Here is a 15414-nt window from a genome sequence, read left to right on the forward strand (position 1 = left end):
TGGGCCGGCGCCAACGCCCGAACCGGTCGCCCCCCCCCCCCCCCCAACCGGCCTCATCCGGCCAAACCCCCCCCAATCCCCCCGGGGGGGGGGGGCCGCCGGTAAACCCGGCTGCCGCCCCCGCGCGTCGTTATTCGGCGGCTACTCCGTCAGCGCCTCGCGCGAACGGAGGTCCCCGCAGGCCTCCGCCAACTGGTTCAGCACCTTGGCGCGCAGCTTCTCCGGAGCGGGATCGCACCCGCAGCACTTGGCCACCACCCGCTTCACCGCCTCCTCCAGGCCGTACTCCTCCAGGCAGGAGCCGCACTCCTCCAGATGCTTCCGGATGTCGGTGCAGCCGTCTTCCTCGAGCTCGCCGTCGATGTAGGCGTAGACCTTGTCGAGTACCTCGCTACAGGGTGTCGCTTGCGGTTCGTCGCGGCTCATCGCTGGTCCCTCCGAGTTGCCCCGCCGTTCGCCGCGCCCACGGACTCCCGTGCCTGCGCGGAGAGGAAGCCGCGCTCCAGCGCGTACTCCTCCAACATGGATCGCAACTGGCGTCTACCACGGTGCAGCCGGGACATCACGGTACCGATCGGCGTGTCCATGATCTCGGCCACTTCCTTGTACGCGAATCCCTCCACGTCTGCGAGGTACACCGCGATGCGGAAGTCCTCGGGAAGCTCCTGGAGCGCGCGCTTGACGTCGGTGTCGGGGAGGTGTTCGAGCGCCTCCGCCTCCGCGGACTTCAGGCCGGTGGACGAGTGCGAGGCCGCCTGCGCGAGCTGCCAGTCCTCGACGTCCTCGGTCCCGGCCTGCCTGGGTTCGCGCTGCTTCTTGCGGTAGGAGTTGATGAAGGTGTTGGTGAGGATCCGGTACAGCCAGGCCTTGAGGTTCGTTCCCTCTTTGAACTGGTGGAACGAGCCGAACGCCTTGGCGAACGTCTCCTGCACGAGGTCCTCGGCGTCGGTCGGGTTGCGCGTCATGCGCAGCCCGGCCGAGTACAACTGGTCCAAGAACGGCATGACGTCCCGTTCGAACCGAGCCCCCCGCTCGTCGATGGTCTCCTGCCCCTGACTCAACCCCGTCGGCCTCCTCGCGCGGTTCTCCCTTGCGGCAACCGCAACCTCACCATACGTCGGGAACGATCCCGGACGCACGCTCCGAGGACGCCGCACGCGCACGGGGCGCTCTTCGATAGAAGCCGACATCGACCTGCCTTCGCTCTCGCACCACCACCGGCGCGCGTTGGTCCGCCCTCCGGTGTCCCCCCGCGACGCGGACGGGATCCCTTGCGGTGATGTCGATGTGAACAACGTTTGGCGGCCGCTGATTCCTGGGAGAACGGGAGTAGGGGACTCCCGGCGGACCGCGACCACACCGCCCCGAGGCATCCCAGCCGTGGCCCCGCCACCGGCGAAGAAACTTCCCGCATCGGCTGTATCCACCGGGTGCGCCGTGCAAAAGTGGGGACAGAAGCCCTCGGCGGCGGCGTTCGGCGAGGTCCCGGCACAGAACCGGAATCTCGGCCCCTCGCGCGGGATACGCCGCCGAAGGAGACCGGGTGTCCGACACCCGGTGATGGGAGAGGAGTGTGCGTGCGTCCGTCCTCCGGTTCCGCAGCACAGCTGACGGCATCACGATCATCCGCAGACCCCGTGGCCGGTGTTCCGGCCGCCCGCCCCACCGCGGCGCACTTCGCGACGGCCGACTCCTTGTCGGCCTACTGGCGGTTCTACTGGGCGGTGGCCGCCGCCCAGCTCACCCGCTGGCTGCCCCGCGAACCGGGGCGTATCCTCGACCTGTCCGGCCCGGAGTTCCGCGGCTCGTCGCGCGCCGTGGCCGCCGGTCACGACGTCGTCACACTGCTGCCGTCCGTGGAGATGGCGCCGCGGCGGACGCTGAAGCTGGTCAACGGGCACGCCCCGGTCCAACGCGACCGTCCCGCGGGCCGGCTGCGCCCGGTCGTCGGCGACTCCACCTTCCTGACGAGCTTCGCGTCCGAGGTCTTCGACGGCGTCATCGCCGACAACCGGGTGCTCTCCCAGCACCTGGTGACCGAGGCGTCCCTCGCCGAGATCGCCCGCGTCCTGCGGCCGGGCGGCCGCACCCTGCTGTGCGTGGACTCCGTGGTCCTGGGGATGGCCCTGCTCGCCGAGCAGGACTGCTGGCCCGAGCTCAGCTACGCCCCCAACGCCGACGTGCTGCTGGTGCCGTGGCCCGACGGGACCATCACCCGGTGCTTCACCGCCGAGCAGCTCGGCGAGCTGCTCACCGACGCGGGCCTGGAGCTGGAGTGGGTCAAGCCCCGCACGGTCCTGTCCGCCTCCACCGTGGAGATGGTGCTGGGCAGCGACCCCCGCGCCCTGAACCGGCTGGTGGAGATGGAGCTGAAGGCCGCCAGCTCCGACGACTACGTGGGCGTCCACCTGCTGGCCAGCGCCAGGAAGCCCGGCTAGGTCGTCGACCGGGGCCGGGCCACCCGGTTGTCGGTGGTCGTACAGGCGCCCCGTCCCACCGATGATCCTGACCGGGGAACCGCCGCGACCACGCTCCGGTCTACCGCTGAAAGACCGGAGCGCGGCCGCGGGGTCCTCTCAGTGTGCCTCACCTTCGGCCAGTGGGAGGTAGACCCGCTTTCCCCCGTCCGCGAACTCGGCCGCCTTCTCCCGCATCCCCCGCTCGATCGCCTCGACCGTGGACAGCCCGTTGTCCTCGGCGAACCTGCGGACGTCATGGCTGATCCTCATGGAGCAGAACTTCGGTCCGCACATGGAGCAGAAGTGCGCGGTCTTGGCCGGCTCGGCGGGCAGGGTCTCGTCATGGAAGGACTGCGCGGTCTCCGGGTCCAGGGCGAGGTGGAACTGGTCCTGCCAGCGGAACTCGAAGCGCGCCCGGGACAGGGCGTCGTCCCGCTCCTGGGCCTTGGGATGCCCCTTGGCCAGGTCGGCCGAGTGCGCGGCCAGCTTGTAGGTGATCACACCGGTCTTGACGTCGTCCCGGTCGGGCAGGCCCAGGTGCTCCTTGGGGGTGACGTAGCAGAGCATCGCGGTGCCGTGCCAGGCGATCTGGGCCGCGCCGATGGCCGAGGTGATGTGGTCGTAGCCGGGCGCGATGTCGGTGGCCAGCGGGCCGAGCGTGTAGAAGGGGGCCTCGCCGCACAGCTCCTCCTCCAACCGGACGTTCTCCGCGATCTTGTGCATCGGAACGTGCCCGGGGCCCTCGATCATCACCTGCACGTCGTGCGCGCGGGCGACGTGGGTGAGCTCGCCGAGCGTGCGCAGCTCCGCGAACTGGGCCTCGTCGTTGGCGTCGGCGACGGAGCCGGGCCGCAGGCCGTCGCCGAGCGAGAAGGTCACGTCGTAGGCGCGCAGGATCTCGCAGAGCTCCTCGAAGTGGGTGTACAGGAAGCTCTCCCGGTGGTGGGCCAGGCACCAGGCCGCCATGATCGAACCGCCCCGGGAGACGATGCCGGTGACGCGCCGGGCCGTCAGCGGAACGTAGCGCAGCAGAACGCCCGCGTGCACGGTCATGTAGTCCACGCCCTGCTCGGCCTGCTCGATCACGGTGTCGCGGTAGACCTCCCAGCTCAGCGCGGCGGGGTCGCCGCCGACCCTCTCCAGCGCCTGGTAGATCGGGACGGTGCCCAGCGGGACCGGTGAGTTGCGCAGGATCCACTCGCGGGTCTCGTGGATGCGCCTGCCCGTGGACAGGTCCATGATCGTGTCGGCCCCCCATCGGGTCGCCCACACCATCTTCTCCACCTCCTCGGCGACGGAGGAGGTGACCGCCGAGTTGCCGATGTTCGCGTTTATCTTGACCAGGAAGTTCTTGCCGATGACCATCGGCTCGGACTCGGGATGGCGGCGGTTCGCGGGGATGACCGCCCGGCCGAGGGCGACCTCGGAGCGCACGAACTCGGGTTCCACCCCCTCGCGCGCGGCGGCGAAGCGCATCTCGGGGGTGATGACGCCCGCCCTGGCGTAGGCCGCCTGGGTGACCGCGCCGTTCACGGGGGCGCGGTCCTGGATCCACTCGTCCCGCAGCCGGGGCAGGCCCGCGTGCGGGTCGATGGTCTCGGAGGGGTCCGTGTACGGACCCGATGTGTCGTACAGGTCGATGTGGGTGCCGTCGGAGAGCCCGACCCGCCGCTGGGGGACCCGCAGCACGCGTCCCTCCCTCGCGGGGTCCGGGACGTCGACGTGGACCTTCGTCGAGCCCTTTACGGGCCCCGTGGTCACACTGGGCCGGACATCGCGGTCGTCTTGCGCCGTCATGGCACGCCTCCCTACGCCGGAATTACCCGAACAGGTTCTGCGGTCGGCGGCACCGGCCCCTTGGGTCCGGCCGCCCTCTCAGCCCGCCATGGCGCGAGCTCCCGCGGTCTTGACTTGTCACGCACCGTCGTCACGGTGGGTGGTACTCCGGCTACGAACACCGGGCCGTATGGCGTAGGCCACCATACCGGTGGCTTATGCGAAGATTCCACCGCTCCGAGCGGTTTGATGTCGGGCGCGAAGGGGTACCGACGATGGTCTCCGCAGCTCACCGGGGGCGGAGAACGCCCTGCGGGACTTCGAGGACGCGCTCCGGCGCCCGGATGTCAGAACAGCGTCCCCGGATCCGCTCCGGGGTCCGTCGCGCTCGGGACGAGCAGCTCCGGACCGTTGTTGCGGACGGTGTTGACCGCCGGGCTCACCTCGTACACGTCGAACTCCGCCACCGGGGTGGAGTCCATGACCGAGTGCAGGTCGGCCGGGCCCGCCTCGGGGTCCAGCCAGGTGCCCCAGTCGCGCTCGCCGACGACCACCGGCATGCGCTCGTGGATGTGCGCGAGCTCGGGCGCGGCCTCTGTGGTGATGACCGCGAAGCTCCACAGCCAGGCCGCGGGGTCCTCCTCGGGGCGTTCGGGGTCGCGCCAGCGCTCGAAGACCCCGGCCAGCGCCAGCGGCGCCTCCTCGCGGTAGCGCACCGCGAACGGCCGCTTCCTCGCCTTGGCCTTACGGCTCTTGTGGTCGGGGTCGGTCGCCGGGGAGGTGCCCGGTTCGGCGGTGCCGGGAAGCGCGCTGGGCAGCAGCTGCCACTCGTAGTAGGCGTCGGCGGGGAGCAGGCAGCGGCGGCGGGCGAACGCGGCCCGGAAGGCCGGCTTCTCCGCCACGGTCTCGGCGCGGGCGTTGATCATCCGGTAGCCGACGTTGGCGTCCTTGGCCCAGGACGGCACCAGACCCCATCGAAGGGTCGCCAGGTGCCGGGGCCCGGCCGTGCGCGCGCCGGTCTCGCCGGGCGCGCGGCCCAGGACCGCGTAGGCGCGCCTGCCGGGCGAGATGTTGTAGTCGGGCGCGAGCTCCTCCAGTGGGGGCCAGGCCCGGGGGGCGCCGTTCACCGGCGAGGCCTCCTCCACTCCGGGAAGGCCGAAGGCGAGCTGGATCTCGTTCCTGCCGCGCGCGAGCGCGTACCGACCGCACATGCCCCAAGCCTAGATCGCGCCCACGACGACATCCCGAAACGCCCCTCGGTGTCGTGGATGTTCCCGGTCGGCTCGGGTATAGCCGTTGGGTACGGCTCCGAGAGCGGCCATACGCGCACGGGCCTCCGTTCCACCCGGCACCACGAGAGAAGGCGATAGTGGGAGTGCTACGCAACCAGGCCCGACGTCTGCTCGCCGTCCCGTTCGTCCTGGACGGGGTAGCGGCGCTGCGCGATCCGGCCCCGCGCGCCAAGGAGTTCGCACCGGCCGTGCACCGGCTGGCCGAGCGCTATCCGCGGCTGCCGGACGACCCCGGACTCCTGGTCCGCCTGCAAGGGGCGGCGGGGGTCGTCGGCGGCCTCCTGCTGCTGGCGGGCCGGGCGCCGCGCACGGCGTGCGCGCTGCTGGCCGCGCAGTCGGTCCCCACCGTGCTGGCCGGACTGCGCGGCGCCACCGGCGGCGACCCCGAGGACCGCGCCCGGCGGCGCGCGGCCGCGGTCAAGGACCTCAGCCTGTTCGGCGCCCTGGTCCTGGCCGCCACCGAACCGCGGAAGCGCCCCTCCCACCTGCGATGGGAGGCCGAGCACGCGGTCGGCCGGATCCGCAGGTCCACCGCGAGGGCCGGGCGGCGGGTCCGCGGGAGAGCGGGGACGGCGGTCTCCGCGCTGGGCCGCTGACCGGGGCCCGGCCCCGGATCAGCCCGCCGCCCGGACGACCGGTTCGTGGCGCACGGGGAAGTTGACCGAGCGAGCGATGAAGCAGAGCTCCCCGGCCTTGGCGTGGAGGGTCTCGGCGGTCCCGACCGTGTCCGCGTCGGCCACCGTCACCACCGGGCGCAGAGTCGCCTCGGTGAACTGGCCCGATCCGCCGGGGTTCGTGACCATGGTGGCGGTGGCGGCGTCGGTGTACTCCAGCACGTTGACCCCGGCCGCCGCCGCCACCGCCAGGTAGGACAGCATCTGGCACTGCGACAGCGCCGCCAGCAGCAGCTCCTCGGGGTTCCACCGGGACTCGTCGCCGTGGAACGACGCGTCCGCCGACCCCTCCAGCAGCGGCTTGCCCGGGGCCTCGATGTCGTGGGAGCGCTCATAGCCCCGGTAGCTCGTGGTCCCGGACCCGGTGTTCCCCGTCCAGCGGACCCGGACGTCGTAGTGGTGCTCCTTGCCGACCGTCGCCATACCCGTCTCCCCGTCTTCATCTCTTCCCCGGAGCTCTCCGGCTGGACAGGCACAGCATGACACCCGCGGCCGTCCCGCGGGCGGCGCGACGCACGCCGTCGGAGGACCGGCCGCCCGGTCCCGATAACCTTGGGGCATGCCTGAATCCGCACCGCACTGGCCCGCGCCGACCGCCTCGGGTCCGGTGAACGCCACGGTCAGCCTGCCCGGCTCCAAGTCGATGACCAACCGCGCGCTGATCCTGGCCGCGTTGTCCGAGACCCCCAGCGTGGTGCGTCGCCCGCTGCGCAGCCGCGACACCTCCCTGATGGCGGACGCGCTGCGCGCGCTCGGCATCGGCGTGGCCGAGGCCGGCGCGGACTGGTCCGTCGTCCCCGCCCCGCCCGCGGGTCCCGCCGCCGTGGCCGTCGGCAACGCCGGGACCGTGATGCGGTTCGTGCCTCCGCTGGCCGCCCTCGCGCACGGAACCGTGTCCTTCGACGGCGACCCCCGGGCCCGGGAACGGCCCGTGGGACCACTGCTCACGGCGCTGCGCGCGCTCGGCGCGGACATCGACGACGGCGGACGCGGCGCGCTGCCCCTCCTCATCCACGGCCGGGGCGCGGTCCCGGGCGGCAGCGTCACCCTGGACGCCTCCGGCTCCTCGCAGTTCGTCTCCGCCCTGCTGCTCAGCGGCGCCCGCTTCACGAACGGCGTGGAGGTCCGGCACGTGGGCCCGCCGGTCCCGTCCCAGCCGCACCTGGACATGACGGTGGAGATGCTGCGCGCCGCCGGGGTCGAGGTGGACGTCAGCGTTCCGAACGTGTGGCGGGTCGCTCCCGGGCCGGTCAAGGCCGTCGGGATCGCGGTCGAGCCGGACCTGTCCAACGCGGCGCCGTTCCTGGCCGCGGCGCTGGTCACCGGGGGCCGTGTGACGGTGCGGGACTGGCCGCGCCGCACCACCCAGCCGGGTGACGCGCTGCGCGCCCTCTTCACCGAGATGGGCGGCGCGGTGGAGTTCACCGGGGACGGTCTGACCCTGAGCGGCACCGGCGAGATCCGCGGGATCACCGCCGACCTGCGGGAGGTCGGCGAGCTCACCCCGACCGTCGCGGCCGTCGCCGCGCTGGCCTCCACGCCGTCGCGCATCACCGGCGTCGCGCACCTGCGCAAGCACGAGACGGACCGGATCACCGCGCTGGCCAACGAGATCAACCGGCTCGGCGGCGACGCCGAGGAGCTTCCCGACGGCCTCGTCATCCGCCCGAAGGCGCTGCGCGGCGGCCTGTTCCAGTCCTACGACGACCACCGGATGGCCACGTCGGGCGCCGTCATCGGGCTCGCGGTGCCCGGGGTGGAGGTGGAGAACATCGCCACCACCGGCAAGACCCTGCCGGACTTCCCGGCCCTGTGGGCCGAGGTCGCTTCGTGAGGGGCGGCCGCCACCTGGACGAGGACGACGTCCGGATCCGCGCCCGGGGCGGCTCCCGGCCGCGCACCCGCAAGCGCCCCAAGCACGATGACGCGCTGCTGGGGTTCGTCACGGGGGTGGACCGCGGCCGGTACCGCTGCCTGGTGCAGGACCGCGCGGTCGTGGCGATGAAGGCCCGCGAGCTCGGCAAGGGCAGCATCGTCGTGGGCGACGCCGTGGCGCTCGTCGGCGACCTGTCCGGCCGCCCCGACACGCTGGCGCGGGTGGTCCGGGTCGAGGAGCGCACCTCGGTGCTGCGCCGGACCGCCGACGACACCGACCCGGTGGAGCGGGTGATCGTCGCCAACGCCGACCAGCTGGTCATCGTGGCGGCGCTGGCGGACCCCGAGCCGCAGCCGCGGTTCATCGACCGCTGCCTCGTCGCGGCCTACGACGCGGGCCTCGACCCGCTGCTGTGCCTGACCAAGTCGGACCTGGCCGCGCCCGACACCCTGGTGGCGGCCTACTCGGCGCTGGGGCTGCGCCGGGTGGTCACCAGCAGGGACGAGGAGCTCTCGGACCTGCGCGAGCAGCTGATGGGCCGGGTGAGCGTGCTGGTCGGCTCCTCGGGGGTCGGCAAGTCCACCCTGGTGAACCTGCTGGTGCCCGAGGCCCAGCGGGCGGTCGGACGGGTGAACGCGGTGACCGGCCGGGGACGGCACACCTCGACCTCCGCCGTGGCGCTGCCGATCGGCGCCGCCGGGGGCAGCGAAGGGCTGGCCCGGCTGCGCGCGGCCCGAGGGAACGGCTCCGACCGGGCCGGCCTGGACTACGGCTGGATCATCGACACGCCGGGCGTGCGCAGCTTCGGCCTGGCGCACATCGACCCCGACGACGTGGTGGCGGGCTTCCCCGATCTGGCCGGGGCCGTGGACGAGTGCCCGCCCGGCTGCCCCCACCTGGCGGGCGGCGACTGCGCGCTGGACACCTGGCTGGCCGGGGACCGCCTGGACCCGGCCCGCGTGGCCTCCCTGCGCCGCCTGCTGGCCAGCCGCGAGGGCGAGCCGGACCACTGACCCGCCCCGCGCCCGCGTCCGGTCCGGACCGTCGTCAGAGGTCCGCTCCCGCGCCTCCGCGCACGCCCAGCTCGTCGAGGCGCTCCAGCATGTCCAGAGGGTCGCTGTAGACCCGGTAGGCGCCGGTGCGCTCCAGCTCCTCCCTGCCGTAGCCGCCCGAGAGCAGCCCCACCCCCAGGGCCCCCGCCCGTCGGGCGGCCAGCAGGTCCCAGACGCTGTCGCCGACCACCATCGTCGACGTCGGGGCCACCTTCAGGTGCGCCGCCGCGGCCAGGAACAGGTCGGGGTCGGGCTTGGCGTGCCGGACGAGGTCGCGGGTGATCATCGGCGTGTCCTCGGGCAGGCCCAACAGCTCGAGCGCCGCGCCCGCGGTCCGGCGCCGGCCGCTGGTGGCGATCGCCCAGGCGATGCCGCGCTCGGTGAGCGTGTTCAGCAGCTCGGCGGCCCCCGGCAGCGGCCGCACCGTCTCGTGCTGCTCGAGGTAGTGCCGGGCGTGCGCCTCCTGCAGGGCCCTGACCTGGTCGGGGCTGAGGTCGATCCCGGTCTCGCGCATCAGCGCGGACACGAACAGCCCGCCGCTCATCCCGATCCTGCGGTGGATGCGCCACACCGACAGGTCGATGCCCGTCTCCGCCAGCGCCGCGCGCCAGGAGACGACGTGCTGGTACACGCTGTCGATGAGGGTTCCGTCGAGGTCGAACAGGAACGCGGGCGGACGGGACTCCGGATACTGGGTGTCGTTCACCCGCCCAGTCTCCCCCACCGCCCCTCCGGGCGGACGGCGACGGGGCTGCCGGAGGGAGCATCCGCGGAAGCCGGGCCGCCCGGGACCGGTCTCGTACGCGACCGGGGAGAGGCTCAGCGGCGACTCGGCTCGGCGCTCCCCACGGAGTGGAGGAGGCTCGCGACGACCATCTCGGTGCGGTGCGCGGCCTGGTCGGGGTCAGTCGGCAGCAGCACGTAGGAGACGGACAGGCGCACCGACACGTCCGCGATCGCGGCGGCGCGCTCGCCCAGGCCGGGCCGGCACTCCAGCAGGAACGCGGCCACCCGCTCCTGCAGGGCGTCCTGCACGGGCTGCGCCCTGGTCGTCAGCACCGGCAGCAGCTCGGTGTCCCCGGCGAGGATCGCGCGCAGCAGGGCGTCCTCGCGCGCGGCGGTGAAGATCCAGCGCGCCGCGCGCGACAGCGCGAGCGTCGGTTCGGCGCTGTTCTCGGTGAGGATCCGCACCACCCGGTCCAGGAAGACCCCGGCGTTGCGCACCACCACGGCCTGGAGAAGTCCCTCCTTGGCGCCGAACTCGTTGTAGAGGGTCTGCCTGGAGACCCCCGCCCCCGAGGCGATGTCGGCCATCCGCATCCGCGTCCACCCCCCGGACACGATCTCGGCGTACGCCGAGTCCAGGAGCCGTTCCCGCACGCTTCTGCCAGAGGTCATCCCCCATGGTGGCATGCCGGACGGCCCGCGGACCGGTAGCGTTACCCGCCATGGCGGCCTTTGATGATGACCTGCGTTTCGCCCACGTCCTCGCCGACGCGGCGGACGACATCGCCCTGAAGCACTTCCGTTCCCTCGACCTGAAGGTCGACACCAAACCCGACCTGACCCCGGTGACCGAAGCGGACCGGATGGTCGAGGAGACCCTGCGCGGTGTGATCTCCCGCGCGCGCCCGCGTGACGCCGTGATCGGCGAGGAGTACGGGATGACCGGCAACAGCTCCCGCTGCTGGGTGCTGGACCCGATCGACGGGACCAAGAACTACGTGCGCGGGGTGCCCGTCTGGGCGACGCTGATCGCGCTGCTGGAGGGGAACCGGCCCGTTGTCGGCGTCGTGTCCGCTCCGGCGCTGCACCGCAGGTGGTGGGCGTCCAAGGACAGCGGGGCGTGGACCGGGCGCAACCTCGCCAAGGCCACCCGCTGCCGGGTGTCCGCCGTGTCCCGGTTGGAGGACGCCTCCCTGTCGTTCTCCTCGCTGACCGGCTGGGAGGAGCAGCAGCGGCTGGAGTCCTTCCTCGGGCTGTCCCGCTCCGTGTGGCGCACCCGCGCCTACGGGGACTTCTGGTCGCACGTGATGGTCGCCGAAGGCGCGGTGGACGTCGCGGCGGAACCGGAGCTGTCGCTCTGGGACGCGGCTCCCCTGCCCGTCATCCTGGAGGAGGCCGGGGGCCGGGCCACCGACCTGCGCGGCGGCCCGTTCGTCGACGGAGGCGCGCTGGTCTGCACCAACGGCGCGCTGCACGACTCGGTGCTGACCCAGCTCAACGGCGGTCCCACTCCGCTCCGTCTGACCTGACGACCGGTTCCGGATCTGATGTCACGACCGGTGGGGACGTAGTAATCTGCCGGTCGTGCCTCCCCTCCACTTCTCCGTTCCCCGCAGTGCCCGGTCGGGCCTGCTTCCCTTCGCCGTCGCGGGGCTGCTCCTCGTGTCGGGCTGCTCGGGCTCCGACGGCCCCACCTCCGAGGAGTTGGAGGAGATGCTCGCCTCCGACCTCTCCGCGTCCTCCTCCGAGGCCGCCCAGGAGCCGGACGCGGAAGAGCCGCGCTTCGACGGCGGGACCCTGACCTGCGCCCCCGCCCGTACCACCGACGTGGAGGGCGCCTGGGAGACCTCCGCTCCCCGGAGCGAGGTCTCCGGCGGGTCCGCCGAGATCGGCCTGCGCGACGCGGAGGGGGCCGGTGAGGTGCCGGTCTCGGTGAGCGTGACGGCGCCCGACGAGAAGGTCTACCTGGCCACCGCGACGCTGAGCGGTTCGGACTGGACCACGCTGGCCTTCCCCGGCGACTTCGAGGCCGGCCCGGCCGGGGTCGCCCCCGGTGCGCACACCGTCGTCTGGTCGGTCGGTGACGACGAGGCGTTCGTCTCCTGCGACGGATTCGTCGGCGCGCAGTAGGAAGTCTCCGGCGCGGGGGTGATTCGGCGTGCCGGTGCTTCGGGTGGGTCGTTCGGCCTCACGCCACGCGCATCGCGAGGTCACGGCGGGCGGCGACGGCGGGTGGGGGTCGGGGCCGCGCCCACGATGTCCGTCGCGTGAGGGGTCCGTTGACGGTTTTGGGCTTTCCGCCCTTCCCGGCCCCGAAACGGGCGGAAAGCCCACGACCGTCAACAAGACCACCGGTGCCCGAATTCACCCCCGCGCCGGAGGCCACATTCCGTTATCGACCCGTTACGATAACTGTGAACCGGGACCGTTTCCGGCCGCGTTGACGTCAGCAGTTCGGACCTCCGGGTCCTCCCACGACCGTGCCCTCTCCACAGAAAGGGCCCACGACTTGCTGCGTTCAATGACGGCCGGACTCGTACTGGCCTTCGCCGGATCACGGGCCAACATCACGCGGACGCTCCTCTCCTGCGCCGGGATCGTCGTGGGCGTCGGCTCCCTGATCGCCGTCGTCACCGCCGGCCATGTCGGCGAGCGCTACGCGGTGGCCTACAGCGAGATCAACTTCGGCCGCGCCGCCACCTTCCAGGTGGACCTCGGCGGCGTGCCCTCGGATCTGGAGGCGTTCGAGTCCGACCTGCGCCGGGCCGGCGCCCGGTCCGTGTCGATGACGACGTGGGTCAACGGCCTCTTCCTCCGGTCCGGCACCGAGACCGTGCCCGAGCCCGGCATCACCCTGGTCGACGCCGAACTCGGCGAGATCCGCACGCTGGAGATGACCCGGGGCCGCTGGTTCACGGAGGGCGACCAGCGGTCCCTCGCGCCGGTGCTGGTGGTCAACGAGTCGCTGGCCGAGGTCCTCGAAGGCGACGCCCGGTTGCAGATCGGCGCGGACCGGTGGGTGGACGCGCGCGTGGTCGGAGTGCTGGCCGACAGCGGCATGGACCCCGGCTGGCACAGCGCCTACCTGCTGCGATCCCCCGCCGGCGAGGCGATACTGCCCGAGCCCGAGCCCGGCACCATGTCGTCCTACAGCGTCCTGGTGGACCCCGCCGACGCCGACCCCGACGCCTACCTGGAACGGCTCGGCTCGGCCTCCTGGCGCTGGGGGCTCCCCGAGACCGACCCCGAATGGGGACCGCCGGTGTCGGCCTGGCGGGCGGACCAGGCCGACGACTTCACGCAGATCATCGACTACCTCTCGCTGGGTCTGCTCGGCATCGCCGCCATCACGCTGACGACCGGGCTCCTCGGCGTCCTCAACGTCGGCCTGGTCACGGTCCGCGAGCGCCGCCGCGAGCTCGCCACCTACCGGGCGCTCGGCGCGAGCTCGTTCACCCTGTTCGTCGCGGTCGTCACCGAGGCCGTCGTGGTCTCTGTGGTGGCCGGAGCCATCGCGCTCGCCCTCTGCTATCTGCTGGCGGGGGTCGGCGACGTCTTCGCCGCTCCCCACCTGCCCTCGGACGTGTCGATCCTCGTGCCTCCGGAAGCGGTCCTCGTGGGCCTCGGAAGCGCGGCGTTCGTCGGCCTTCTGGCCGGTGTCATCCCCGCCTGGCGGGCGCTGCGCGCGTCCGTGGTGGCCGGGCTGCGGGAATAGGAGTAGTGAGAACATTGAAGAAGTGGATCATCGTCGGCGCCGTCCTGGCCGTACTGCTGTGCACAGCGGGCGCGGGCGGTTACCTCCTGCTCTCGTCCGGCTCCGAAGCCGGCGAGGACTTCACCGCCCCGGGCACGGGGCTGGTCGCCGAGAGCGAACCGGTCGAGGTCCGGCACGGGGAGATCAGCAGCCGGGTGGTGCTCTCCGCCACGGTGACGGCGGCCCCGGGAAAGGCGGTGGAGTCGAAGCGGAGCGGGACCGTCGCGCGGGTCTGGCTGAGCGACGGCCAGTCCGTGGAGGAGGGCGCGCCCGTGGTGACCCTCACGGTCGCCGACGAGGTCCCGGCGGCCGCCGGGGCCGGGGACGACGGCGAGGCGGCCGCTCCCGCCACGACCGAGGTCGTCGTGCGGGCCCCCGCCACCGGCACGGTCGCCGGGCTGGGCGACCTCGCGGTCGGCGACCCGGTCGAGGCGGGACCGATCGCGGAGGTCGTCAAGGACGAGTTCCGCGCCGTCGCCCGGATCGAGCCGAACGAGGTCTACCGGTTCTACGAGGATCCTCACGAGATCATGCTGAAGATCGACAGAGGGCCGGCCCCCGAACCGTGCGAGTTCATGTCGCTGGGGACGGGCGAGACCTCGGGGGCGGACGGATCCGACAGCGCCGCCGAGGACGCACCAGGCGCGGGAGGCGCGGCCGACGGGGCCGACGGGGCCTCGATCGAGCTGGTCTGCCGGATCCCCGACAGCCTGAAGGTGTTCCCCGGGGTGCAGGGCCAGCTGTCGATCGTGACCGGCCGGGCGAGGAACGCGTTGATCGTCCCGGTGACCGCGGTGCGCGGCTCGGTGGACGAGGGCGAGGTCCTCGTCGTCGGCGAGGACGGCTCCGAGGAGGTCCGCGAGGTCGGACTGGGCATCTCCGACGGAGAGAACGTCGAGGTCGTCAGGGGCCTGTCGATCGGCGACAGGGTCATGGACCCGGTCCCGCTGTCCGAGGAGTTCGACGTCCCGTCCGCTCCGCCGGGCGGGGACGAGGTCATCGACGGAACCATGTCCGGAGGCTGGTGATGGGTTCCCGCTCCGCGACCGCGGACCGCGCGCGGACCGGGGACCCCGCCCCGGACGGCCCGCTGCTGCGCATCCACGACCTGCGGCGCGGCTTCACCGTGTCGGGCACCACGATCGACGTGCTCAAGGGCTGCTCGATGGAGGTCGCCAGGGGCGAGGTCGTGGCCGTCGTCGGCCAGTCCGGGTCGGGCAAGTCCACGCTTCTGAACATCCTCGGGCTGCTGGACGGCGCGGACTCCGGCGAGCACGTGTTCAACGGCCTGGAGGTGCCCCGGCTGGGCGAGGGGCGACGCGCGCGGCTGCGCAACGAGGGCATCGGCTTCGTCTTCCAGCAGTTCCACCTGCTGGAGCGGCGCACCGCGCTGGCCAACGTGTGCGTCCCCATGGTGCTGGCCGGCGTCCCCCTGGTGCGCCGCCGCGCGATCGCCAGGGAGCTCCTGGAGTCGATGGGCCTGGGACACCGCCTCTCCTCCCGTCCGCACCAGCTGTCCGGCGGTGAGCAGCAGCGTGTGGCCCTGGCGCGGGCGCTGAGCCTGAATCCCCCGCTGATCCTCGCCGACGAGCCCACGGGCGCCCTGGACGCGGCCAGCAGCGAGATGATCATGGACCAGCTGCTCGGCCAGGCGCGGACCCGGGGAGCCGCGGTGATCGTGGTCACCCACGACCCCGAGGTCGCCGCCCGCGCCGACCGGGTCGTCACCATCACCGACGGACGAACCCGCTGAGCGCGCCGGGAAAGACGGAGGGCCCGCCCCGACGCGAGTCTCCTCGCGCCCG

The 15414-nt window shown here is 72.7% G+C and carries 16 protein-coding genes; 9 read left to right on the plus strand and 7 right to left on the minus strand.

Annotated elements, in window-relative coordinates; genetic code table 11:
• Window positions 1-141: 141 nt before the first annotated feature.
• Together rsrA and EV190_RS00010 are read right to left on the minus strand one after the other, a co-directional pair.
• Window positions 142-426 (minus strand): mycothiol system anti-sigma-R factor, encoded by a 285-nt coding sequence (gene rsrA / locus EV190_RS00005; protein WP_133739330.1) that lies wholly within the window; start codon window positions 424-426, stop codon window positions 142-144.
• The gene (locus EV190_RS00010; protein WP_133739331.1) at window positions 423-1061 is read right to left on the minus strand and encodes a sigma-70 family RNA polymerase sigma factor; all 639 of its coding nucleotides are present in this window, start codon (window positions 1059-1061) and stop codon (window positions 423-425) included. The genes rsrA and EV190_RS00010 overlap by 4 nt, the downstream gene beginning before the upstream one ends.
• Window positions 1062-1637: 576 nt before the next feature.
• Here EV190_RS00010 and EV190_RS00015 point away from each other — a divergent pair.
• Window positions 1638-2438, plus strand: a complete 801-nt coding sequence (locus EV190_RS00015; RefSeq protein WP_243742238.1) for a class I SAM-dependent methyltransferase — start codon at window positions 1638-1640, stop codon at window positions 2436-2438.
• 138 nt (window positions 2439-2576) lie between these two features.
• On the opposite strand, the gene thiC is transcribed toward EV190_RS00015, so the two are convergent.
• Window positions 2577-4256 (minus strand): phosphomethylpyrimidine synthase ThiC, encoded by a 1680-nt coding sequence (gene thiC, locus EV190_RS00020; protein WP_133739333.1) that lies wholly within the window; start codon window positions 4254-4256, stop codon window positions 2577-2579.
• A 326-nt stretch (window positions 4257-4582) separates the two neighbouring features.
• Window positions 4583-5446 (minus strand): SOS response-associated peptidase, encoded by an 864-nt coding sequence (locus tag EV190_RS00025; protein ID WP_133739334.1) that lies wholly within the window; start codon window positions 5444-5446, stop codon window positions 4583-4585.
• 158 nt (window positions 5447-5604) lie between these two features.
• Here EV190_RS00025 and EV190_RS00030 point away from each other — a divergent pair, with 158 nt between their 5' ends.
• Complete coding sequence (locus tag EV190_RS00030) at window positions 5605-6123, plus strand: DoxX family membrane protein (protein ID WP_133739335.1); 519 nt, start codon at window positions 5605-5607, stop codon at window positions 6121-6123.
• 18 nt (window positions 6124-6141) lie between these two features.
• Here EV190_RS00030 and EV190_RS00035 read toward each other — a convergent pair whose 3' ends face one another.
• Window positions 6142-6624 (minus strand): OsmC family protein, encoded by a 483-nt coding sequence (locus EV190_RS00035; protein ID WP_133739336.1) that lies wholly within the window; start codon window positions 6622-6624, stop codon window positions 6142-6144.
• Between the two features lie 136 nt (window positions 6625-6760).
• On the opposite strand from EV190_RS00035, the gene aroA reads away from it, so the two are divergent.
• Together aroA and rsgA are read left to right on the plus strand one after the other, a co-directional pair.
• Entirely contained in the window at window positions 6761-8035 is a 1275-nt protein-coding gene (aroA, locus tag EV190_RS00040) for a 3-phosphoshikimate 1-carboxyvinyltransferase (RefSeq protein WP_133739337.1), read from the plus strand.
• Entirely contained in the window at window positions 8032-9090 is a 1059-nt protein-coding gene (gene rsgA, locus EV190_RS00045) for a ribosome small subunit-dependent GTPase A (protein WP_133739338.1), read from the plus strand. Before aroA ends, rsgA begins: the two co-directional genes overlap by 4 nt.
• A gap of 34 nt (window positions 9091-9124) precedes the next feature.
• Here the strand turns inward: rsgA and EV190_RS00050 are convergent, their stop codons facing one another.
• On the minus strand, window positions 9125-9835 hold the full coding sequence (locus EV190_RS00050) for an HAD family hydrolase (protein ID WP_133739339.1): 711 nt from the start codon (window positions 9833-9835) through the stop codon (window positions 9125-9127).
• Between the two features lie 113 nt (window positions 9836-9948).
• Window positions 9949-10527: a TetR family transcriptional regulator gene (locus EV190_RS00055; RefSeq protein ID WP_243742239.1), complete on the minus strand. Its 579-nt coding sequence runs from the start codon at window positions 10525-10527 to the stop codon at window positions 9949-9951.
• Window positions 10528-10577: 50 nt separating this feature from the next.
• On the opposite strand from EV190_RS00055, the gene hisN reads away from it, so the two are divergent.
• From hisN to EV190_RS00080, 5 genes are all read left to right on the plus strand, one after another.
• Complete coding sequence (gene hisN / locus EV190_RS00060) at window positions 10578-11384, plus strand: histidinol-phosphatase (RefSeq protein WP_133739341.1); 807 nt, start codon at window positions 10578-10580, stop codon at window positions 11382-11384.
• 55 nt (window positions 11385-11439) lie between these two features.
• Complete coding sequence (locus EV190_RS00065) at window positions 11440-11985, plus strand: hypothetical protein (RefSeq protein ID WP_133739342.1); 546 nt, start codon at window positions 11440-11442, stop codon at window positions 11983-11985.
• A gap of 379 nt (window positions 11986-12364) precedes the next feature.
• Complete coding sequence (locus tag EV190_RS00070; RefSeq protein ID WP_133739343.1) at window positions 12365-13570, plus strand: ABC transporter permease; 1206 nt, start codon at window positions 12365-12367, stop codon at window positions 13568-13570.
• A gap of 5 nt (window positions 13571-13575) precedes the next feature.
• A complete protein-coding gene (locus tag EV190_RS00075; RefSeq protein WP_341770499.1) occupies window positions 13576-14637 on the plus strand; it encodes a peptidase M23 in 1062 nt (353 codons plus the stop codon).
• Entirely contained in the window at window positions 14637-15362 is a 726-nt protein-coding gene (locus EV190_RS00080) for an ABC transporter ATP-binding protein (protein WP_133739344.1), read from the plus strand. The genes EV190_RS00075 and EV190_RS00080 overlap by 1 nt, the downstream gene beginning before the upstream one ends.
• Window positions 15363-15414 lie beyond the last annotated feature (52 nt).

The sequence above is a fragment of the Actinorugispora endophytica genome (assembly GCF_004363075.1).
In the GTDB taxonomy this organism is placed as follows: domain Bacteria; phylum Actinomycetota; class Actinomycetes; order Streptosporangiales; family Streptosporangiaceae; genus Actinorugispora; species Actinorugispora endophytica.